7 protein-coding genes are annotated in these 8115 nt (G+C 48.0%); 3 read left to right on the forward strand and 4 right to left on the reverse strand.

Translation table 11 applies throughout. The features are described 5' to 3' along the window. Positions 1-2370: heavy metal translocating P-type ATPase (locus tag HMPREF3093_RS04955; RefSeq protein WP_257244528.1), on the reverse strand; the 2370-nt coding region annotated here is incomplete at its 3' end. Between the two features lie 194 nt (positions 2371-2564). On the opposite strand from HMPREF3093_RS04955, the gene HMPREF3093_RS04960 reads away from it, so the two are divergent. From HMPREF3093_RS04960 to HMPREF3093_RS04970, 3 genes are read left to right on the forward strand one after another with little or no spacing between them, the layout of a single operon-like run. Next, a complete protein-coding gene (locus HMPREF3093_RS04960) occupies positions 2565-2882 on the forward strand; it encodes a PadR family transcriptional regulator (RefSeq protein WP_023391732.1) in 318 nt (105 codons plus the stop codon). After that, entirely contained in the window at positions 2875-3444 is a 570-nt protein-coding gene (locus HMPREF3093_RS04965; RefSeq protein ID WP_070755876.1) for a DUF1700 domain-containing protein, read from the forward strand. Before HMPREF3093_RS04960 ends, HMPREF3093_RS04965 begins: the two co-directional genes overlap by 8 nt. 24 nt (positions 3445-3468) lie before the next feature. Beyond that, positions 3469-4338 carry a DUF4097 family beta strand repeat-containing protein gene (locus HMPREF3093_RS04970; RefSeq protein WP_070755877.1) on the forward strand — a complete coding sequence of 290 codons (870 nt, stop codon included), beginning with the start codon at positions 3469-3471 and terminating at the stop codon, positions 4336-4338. A 371-nt stretch (positions 4339-4709) separates the two neighbouring features. On the opposite strand, the gene HMPREF3093_RS04975 is transcribed toward HMPREF3093_RS04970, so the two are convergent. The 3 genes from HMPREF3093_RS04975 to HMPREF3093_RS04985 form a co-directional block, all read right to left on the reverse strand. Next, positions 4710-5954 carry an FRG domain-containing protein gene (locus HMPREF3093_RS04975; RefSeq protein WP_070755878.1) on the reverse strand — a complete coding sequence of 415 codons (1245 nt, stop codon included), beginning with the start codon at positions 5952-5954 and terminating at the stop codon, positions 4710-4712. Between the two features lie 691 nt (positions 5955-6645). After that, positions 6646-7632 carry a DUF4767 domain-containing protein gene (locus HMPREF3093_RS04980; protein WP_070755879.1) on the reverse strand — a complete coding sequence of 329 codons (987 nt, stop codon included), beginning with the start codon at positions 7630-7632 and terminating at the stop codon, positions 6646-6648. Between the two features lie 9 nt (positions 7633-7641). After that, entirely contained in the window at positions 7642-7899 is a 258-nt protein-coding gene (locus HMPREF3093_RS04985) for a hypothetical protein (protein ID WP_070755880.1), read from the reverse strand. Between the last annotated feature and the right edge of the window lie 216 nt (positions 7900-8115).

An 8115-nucleotide genomic window follows, 5' to 3' on the forward strand; every position in this document is an offset into this window, starting at 1 on the left:
GCCAAAGAGGTGCAAGACCCCCATGGCTACCGGGATACCTAGTACATTGTAGGCAAAGGCCCAGAATAGGTTCTCTTTAATATTGCGGATGGTGGCCTGACTAAGCTTGATGGCGGTCGCCACGCTGGTCAGGTCAGAGCCCATGAGGACCATGTCGGCCGACTCGATGGCTACGTCCGTTCCCCGGCCAATGGCCAAGCCCACATCTGCCTGAGCCAGGGCAGGCGCATCATTGATGCCGTCCCCTACCATGGCTATCTTGAGTCCCTTAGCCTGCAAATCAGCCACTACCTGGGCCTTGTCAGCAGGCAGAACGTCGCTAATGACCTGGTCAATGCCAGCTTCTGTAGCCAAAGCCTGCGCCGTCTTGGCATTGTCGCCCGTCAACATAATGACCTGCAAGCCCATGGCCTTGAGGCGGCGGACAGCCTCCGGACTGGTCGCCTTGAGCGGATCGGCTACCGCAATCAGGCCTATAATTTCTTCTCTATTACCTACATAAATTGGCGTCTTTCCCCCAGCCGCCAAAGTCATGGCTAGCTCTTCTGCCCGGCTCAAGTCCAGGCCAATTTCTTGCATCATGCGTCGATTGCCTAAGAAATAGAAGTTCTTGCCATTTAGGACCCGAATTCCATATCCAGTTAAGGACTGGAAGTTGGTCACTTCAGGCAAAGCCAGCTCCCGCTCACGGGCACCGGCCACAATGGCCTGGCCTAGTGGGTGCTCAGAGTTAACTTCAGCTGCAGCTGCCAAGGCCAGTAACTGCTCTGGCGTCCAGCCTGTCAGGGGCAAGACATCGGTCACTTGGGGTTGGCCCTGGGTCAGGGTCCCCGTCTTATCCAAGACTACCGCGTCCACTTGGTGGGCCATTTCCAGGGCGGTCCCGGACTTAATCAGAATGCCCTGCTCGGCCCCTTTACCGGTCCCCACCATAATAGCGGTTGGCGTGGCCAGACCCAGCGCACATGGGCAGGCAATGACCAGGACTGCAATGCTAATGGTCAAGGCAAAGGCCCAGGACTGGCCGCCAATCAGGTACCAGGCCAGACCAGCCACTAGAGCCAAGGTCATAACGACCGGCACGAAGACAGCCGAAACCCGGTCAGCCAACTGGGCAATAGGCGCTTTAGAGCCTTGAGCTGCTTGAACTAAATGAATAATCTGCGCCAAGGTGGTGTCTTGGCCCACTTTATTGGTTTCAACAATTAAAGACCCTTGCTGGTTGAGGCTGGCGCCCACCACTTGGTCGCCTACCTTTTTAGCAACCGGCAGGCTCTCACCGGTCAACATGGACTCGTCCACCCAGGATTGGCCTTCAACTACGCGGCCGTCGACCGGAATCTTTTGTCCAGGACGGACCCGAACTAGGTCGCCCACTTGGACTTGGTCCAGTGGCAAGGTCACTTCCTGGCCTTCTCGTAAGACCTGAGCCTCTTGAGGGGCCAGCTTAATCAGGGCCTGAATGGCAGCTGAAGTCTGGCCCTTGGACCGAGCTTCGAAATATTTACCTAGTGTCACCAGGGTCAGGATGACGCCGGCTGACTCATAATAGAGGGACATGGCCGCATGGTGGTTGCCCAACCAGACCTGAATACTACTATAGAGACTATAGGCTACCGCCGCGCTAGTTCCCAGGGCCACCAGAGAATCCATATTAGGATGCCCTTTGACTAAATGCTTAAAGCCATTTAGGAAGAAGGACCGCCCCAGCCAGAGAATGGGCAGGGTCAAGGCCAGCTGCAGACCAACAAAGAGCTGACCACCTCCGCGATGGCTGAGCCAAGTTGGTAGGGTCAGGCCCACCATTTCGGCCATGGCTAGACAGAGCAGTGGCAAGGCGAAAATGGCCGACAGCCAGAAACGACGCCAGAGGGCTGCTTGGTGGCTGGCCTTGGCTTGGGCCGCTTGATCCGCCTCTTGCTGGATTTGCGCTTGGCTAGCTCCAGCTTGATCTGCTAGGACCTGGGCTTGATAGCCGGCCTCTGCCACGGTTTGGCAAATTATTTCTTCATTAATAGCGCCTGGCTGGTAGGTCACCGACAGGACTTCAGTGGCCAGATTGACGCTAGCCGCGCTGACTTCTGGCAGGCTGCTGACTGCAGACTCAATATTGGCCGCGCAAGAGGCACAGGACATGCCTGTCAGGGCGAAGTTTTGCGTCACTTGGGGCAGGACCAATTCATAACCGGCCGCCTGGACCGCTGCCTGCAAGTCTAGGGGGCTGACACTCCCTTCTGTCTCCAGACTGACTTTTTCAGTTGCTAAATTCACTTGTGCTGACTTGACGCCTGTTACGGCCTGCAGGGCCACTTCCACTGCATGGGCACAAGAAGCGCAAGACAAGCCTTGAATCGCATATTCTTGTGACATGGTCATCACCTTCCTTAATCTCAATTTTTAAGATTACAAGTGTAATCCTCGTTTATAGTATAACACCTTAGATTACATTTGTAAACCCCTCTTTTTTATCAGACTTAAGACCGATTTTACTCTATATGACAGAATATCCCTTGACGCATTATACTATGCATTGTATAGTATAGGTGTAGAAAGGAAGAACGCCTATGGAAGCTCAACTCAAGCGTGGCCTTTTGGAAGTCTGTGTATTGGCCGCCCTGCGCCAAGAAGACTCCTACGGCTACAAAATTGTCAAAGATGTGTCGGAATACATTCCGATCTCCGAATCCACCCTCTACCCCATCCTCAAGCGACTGGAAGCCAACCAGGCGGTGGCTGCCTACTCGATTGAGCATAAGGGACGTCTACGCAAGTACTACCGCCTGACCCATGTCGGCCACAGTCAAATCCAGAACTTTCTCCAGGACTGGGACGCCGTCATGAAAGCCTACCACTTTATCCTAGGAGATGATCGACATGAATAGATACGACTTCAAACACCAACTAGCCCGGCGCTTGGCTGACCTGCCCGAGGAAGAACTGGCCACCACCCTGTCCTTCTTCGATGAGATGATTGATGACCGCCTAGACGAGGGCATGACTGAGGAGCAAGCCGTAGCTGACTTGGGTGACTTAGATGAAATTGCCAACCGGATTCTAGCGGAAATGTCACCCTTTGAGCGGGTCAAACAAAAACTCAAACCCAAACGCCCTATTTCGGGTGGCCAATGGGTCTTGATTGCCCTGACCTTCCCCATCTGGTTGCCACTTATTATAACGGTCGGCGCTCTAGGCTTTGCCTTGGTATTGGTGATGGCATCCCTACTTTTCGCCTTCTATGTCACGGTCTTTGCCTTTATTTTTGGCGGTGCATTCATAGCGGTGACCAGCCCCTTCACCTCCGGTTTCAACCTGATGAATGCCCTCTTCAACTTCGGGGCAGGTCTTTCCCTAGTCGGTCTAGGCCTCCTATTCTTGCCATGGGCCCAACGCGGCTTCCGCAATCTCAACCATCGACTGCGCTGGATTCACTCTCGTCGCGACTAGACTCACCTAGAAAGGAGCTTATTTATGAAAAACCTGACTAAAATCGCCATTGTTCTCATTATATTAGGCATGATGTCCATTGGGACTGCCTTCGCCCTATCAGGTGGCGACCTAACCCGCTTTAGTATGGCCGGAACGCCAGAGAACAAGCAATACCAAGCCTCAGCTAGCGATGTGACCGAGTTGGTTGTCAATGCTTCGATTGCTGATGTGACCGTCACAGGCGCTGACCAATCCGACATCAAGATTGACTATACCGAAGATCGCAGCATCAACTATAACATCAAGCAAGAAGGCTCCCGCCTGATTATGCAATCCAAGGGTCAGTTCTTCTTCTTCAATTTCTGGGTCTTCAATCCCTTTGGCATTTTCAACTCCCACAAGATTAACATTACGGTGCCTAAGGAGCTAGCCGCCAAAGTGGACGTCAAGTCTTCGACTGGGGCCATCACCGTCCGCGACCTTAACCTCAAGGACAACCTCAAACTCGACGACTCGACTGGCGACATCCAGCTAGAAAAGGTTAAGGCTAGCAAGGATATTAACGTCTCTGCCTCGACGGGTAAGATTAGCCTTGACCAGGTTTCCGGCCAAAACTTTGACCTATCTGCTTCAACGGGTGATATCCGCACCAAGCAAACCCAAGTCAGTGGCACGACCTTCAAGGCCAATAGTTCAACTGGGAGCCTGGACATTCAGGATTTGAATGATGTCCCAGACATTGAACTCTCCTCTTCAACGGGTGATATTAAGGCCACGATTCAAGGCAAACGCAAGGACTATCAAATCGACACCAAGACCATGGGCAACAAAACCCAAGAAAACGAAGGCGCCAGCAAGAAAGTCAAGGCCCACTCGTCAACTGGCAATGTTATCGTCCAATTCTCAGAATAATAGAGATAGAAAAAGAGGCCCTCGGGCCTCTTTTTGTCTACCTGCTTCTGCCTTGTTCTGGCTTGGCCGCGGTGGCTGCTCTAGGCAAAGCAAGGCCCTTGTCGCGGACCGGCTCCAGCCAGCCTGCGGCTGTCTTCCGCCTTGGTGGGCTATGGTGGCCTAAGTCGCTCCGCTCCAAGGCCACTCATACGCTCGCCATCCTAATGCCACAAGGGCTACTTTGCCCCGCAGCCGCCTTGCCAAGCCTATTAATTATTGTATCCAACCTCACCACTTATTTCTAAAAAAATGTTTAAACGATAAATGAACTACTTCTTTATACTGTTTCTGTAGTATAGCAATAAGTATTTAAAAGATAGGAAAATCTTACACTAACTATATCTCTCTGACACTGTTTTCGCGATATTTGCAATCTCTGGATATATGAATCCTTCATCTATTCCAATAAATTTCAGCTGCTTAAGGATCTCCTCTTTTTTGTCCGAAGGAATTTCAATTTCACATAGGGTAGTGACTGAGGACTTGATTGAATTGTCTACCTCTTTTTTGATTTCGTCTGAGCCTTTTTCCTTAACAGTAATATATCCTGGAACAATAAATGCCCCTCTTTGATTTTTGATTCTTTCATTAATTTTGGATGACTTAACTACGTAACTCTTTAGTATGTCTTCATAAATTGCGTATGGAAAATTCAGGGGTTCAATAACGCCTGAGTATAATCTTAATTTATCAAGGAAATCGACTATAATATCTAGTATGAATCGTAAGATAATTTTTTGATACCCTCTTAATTGTATCCTATTTAAACCAATCTTTTTGAAATTAACAGCCGATTTATAAGATATATCTACTCTTTCTATATATTCTGCTATTTTATTCTTAGCTTTAATGTCCTCCGAAATTTTTGAAACGCTATTATTCCCTTCTTTAACGCTTAACTTAACAACAAAAGGTATATTAGGTTCTTCTAATCCAAAAATTCTTTTATTTCTTTGAGACCTGTTATTTTTGAATTCATCATCGAATATATCCTTTATGCCATCAACTGTAATTTCTCTACTACATACCCTTTTATATAATGTTGAATTATTTGGAACCATCTCTCTAAAAACAGAAAAGACCTTAATAAAACGGTCAATATCTGCCTTATCCATAAAACTCAAGGCTGTTTGCAAAGCAATTTCTTTCTCAAAATAGTGTTTCTCCCTTGATATATCTGACCCATAAATATATACCATTCCATTTTCTTGACTGTCACCGTAACACGCAAAAAATAATCCCACTAAAGGATTCGAACTAAGATCTAAGATGTTCGTCACCGCTCCATAATGCTGAACTTCAACAATTTGTTCAAATACTTTACTACCGAATGTTTGAATGGGCCATCCTAATTCTTCAAACAACTCAAGATAATAGTTTTTTGATCCAACTTCTAGCAGTTTTTTATGTTGACCTCGATAAATACCCGGGACTCTATTCTCAAATTTCCCATTTTCCCCTCTATAGTATATATTGTAATCACTCCCTTTTTCGTCCCTTTCTCGCATTAATTCTTCTATATTCTCTATATATTGAACAAGCGATGTAATAACAAGCGATTTAATTTTGTAGTTCATTATAATTCTTATCCTCCTAAAAATTGAATGCTATTTATCGATATAGATACACATTATCATATAATCTAGGTCAACTCAGAAATATAAGTATGGTACTCCAAAAATAAGATTTCATTCATTTTAAATTTTTTGCTTATGTATTTTGAATTATAGATTTCCAAACTTATGTTAGTTTCCCAACTCGTTGTAGGTACAGTTAAAGAGCTTTTTGTACCCTCAAAAAAACAGGATATCATAATTATCAACAACTCATACGTATTCACCCGTGGACTTATGACTTTTACTTACAGTCTTATTATAGTCCTCACAAAGAGAAAAACAAGGGCTTACATGGCTTAAATATAGACGATTTGTGTCTCATTCTAGACTATCCCCCCTAACTTTGCCACTAACTTAAGGAAATTGGGGGGCCAAAGGCTTGCGCCAGGGGCTCTGTTTTCAACTTGCTCCCCAGCCTTGGCCAGGTCGGGTGCGGGCAAAGTGCCCTTGTGGCCCAAGGATGGCGGGCGTATGAGTGGCCTTGGAGCGCTAGCGACTTAGGCCACCATAGACTGGCAAGGCGGAAGACAGCCTTAGGATGGCTGGAGCCGGTCCCGCCACAAGGGCCCACTTTGCCCTAAGCACCCGACCAGACCGAGGCAGAAACAAAAAGGACCCAGCCCCTAACAAAGAGGTTGGGTCCTTTTTAAAACTAATCAAATGCTGACATTAACTCTGGGTTCTGGGTGGTTTGGAAGGAGACCTGACCCTCTTGGTCAGGTTGAGCTGTGGCTTCCAAAATATAGGCATGATTGTGACGCTTAACGAAGGCAATCACTTGTTTGCCATCTTGGCGCACATAAATGGCCGTCACTTCATAGTTGAGGTCGCTCTTGCCTAGCTGCATGCCATAGAATTGGAAGCTTGCTGCTTGGCCGTCCACTTTGGCTTGGTTGAGGACTTGGTCGGGAACCGCCAAATCATAATATGACAAGGCCGTGGCTGGCGTGGCAGCCTGATAAGTTTGGCCTTGGGCCTTGCTGTAGGCTTCCATGACTTGGGCAATATGATCCCTTCTAATATCACTAGGCCCCGCGATTGTGCCCTCATCACTCGTTTGGCCACTGTCCCGATTGTCAGGATTGAGATAGTTAGCAAAGCCTTGACTCAAGTCCTGATTCTCGGTCTCTTTGAAATCTAACTTATCGCTGTCAGCCAAATGGGCCTGACTATAGAGGACTTGGGGCTGACCTTGATGGAGGGTGAAGAGGTAGAGGTGACGCTGACTTGGGTCCGAGTCTGTTGTCTCATAGCTATCCAAGATTAGATAGTCATAACGAGCGTTTTTGACATTGCCCATAATATTCCAGGTCACGGCTTGCCCATGAACGGTGGCGTTTTTGAGCCGATTACTGCTGTCGCCAATACCCACAAAATCTTCCAAATGTAAAGGACGATAGTCTTGCTTCATATCTTGAGCCCACTTGAGGAAGAAGGAAGCAAAGGCTTGCTTATCCCAATTGAGATAGTGCTGAAAGTCCGCTGACTCTTGCTCAATGCGTTGACTATCTTGGGGGTGGAGACCCTTAAGCCGCTCCCCTTCTTGATAGGCTGCAGTAAAAGGCGCTTGGACTGAAGACCGCGCATCTTCACTTAGCGAATCGCGGTAGTCCAGCTGCTTTTGATAGGCGGCTTGCATCTGCTTGAATTAAGAGGGCTGAGCCTGACTGCTAGCCGGCTCCTGGCTGGCTTGCGAGGCTCCTTGGGATTTGGCCTCACTTGCTGACTGACTACTTGACTGGCTGCGACTGGATTGACTAGTAGACACACTGCTGACGGATTCACTGGTCACAGAATTCGCGACCTGTGTGCTAGTAGCTCCCTGATTGCCTTGACCATGCCCACACCCACTTAGGGCTAGGGCACTAATAACCGTACCGACGAGTAATGCATATCGCTTACTCATGGTGACGCGCCTCCTTTTTGGTTGTGACTTTTACTTACAGCCTTATTATAGTCCTCACAAAGAAAAAACAAGGGCTTTCATGGTTAAAATATAGACTATTTTGTGTCTTATTCTAGACTAATTTGTCACCCTAACTTAGGCACCAACTTAAGGAAATTGGGGCGACCAAAGACTTGCGCCAGGGGATCTGTTTTCAACTTGCTCCCCAGCCTTGGC

Source organism: Abiotrophia sp. HMSC24B09 (genome assembly GCF_001815865.1).
Classification (GTDB): domain Bacteria; phylum Bacillota; class Bacilli; order Lactobacillales; family Aerococcaceae; genus Abiotrophia.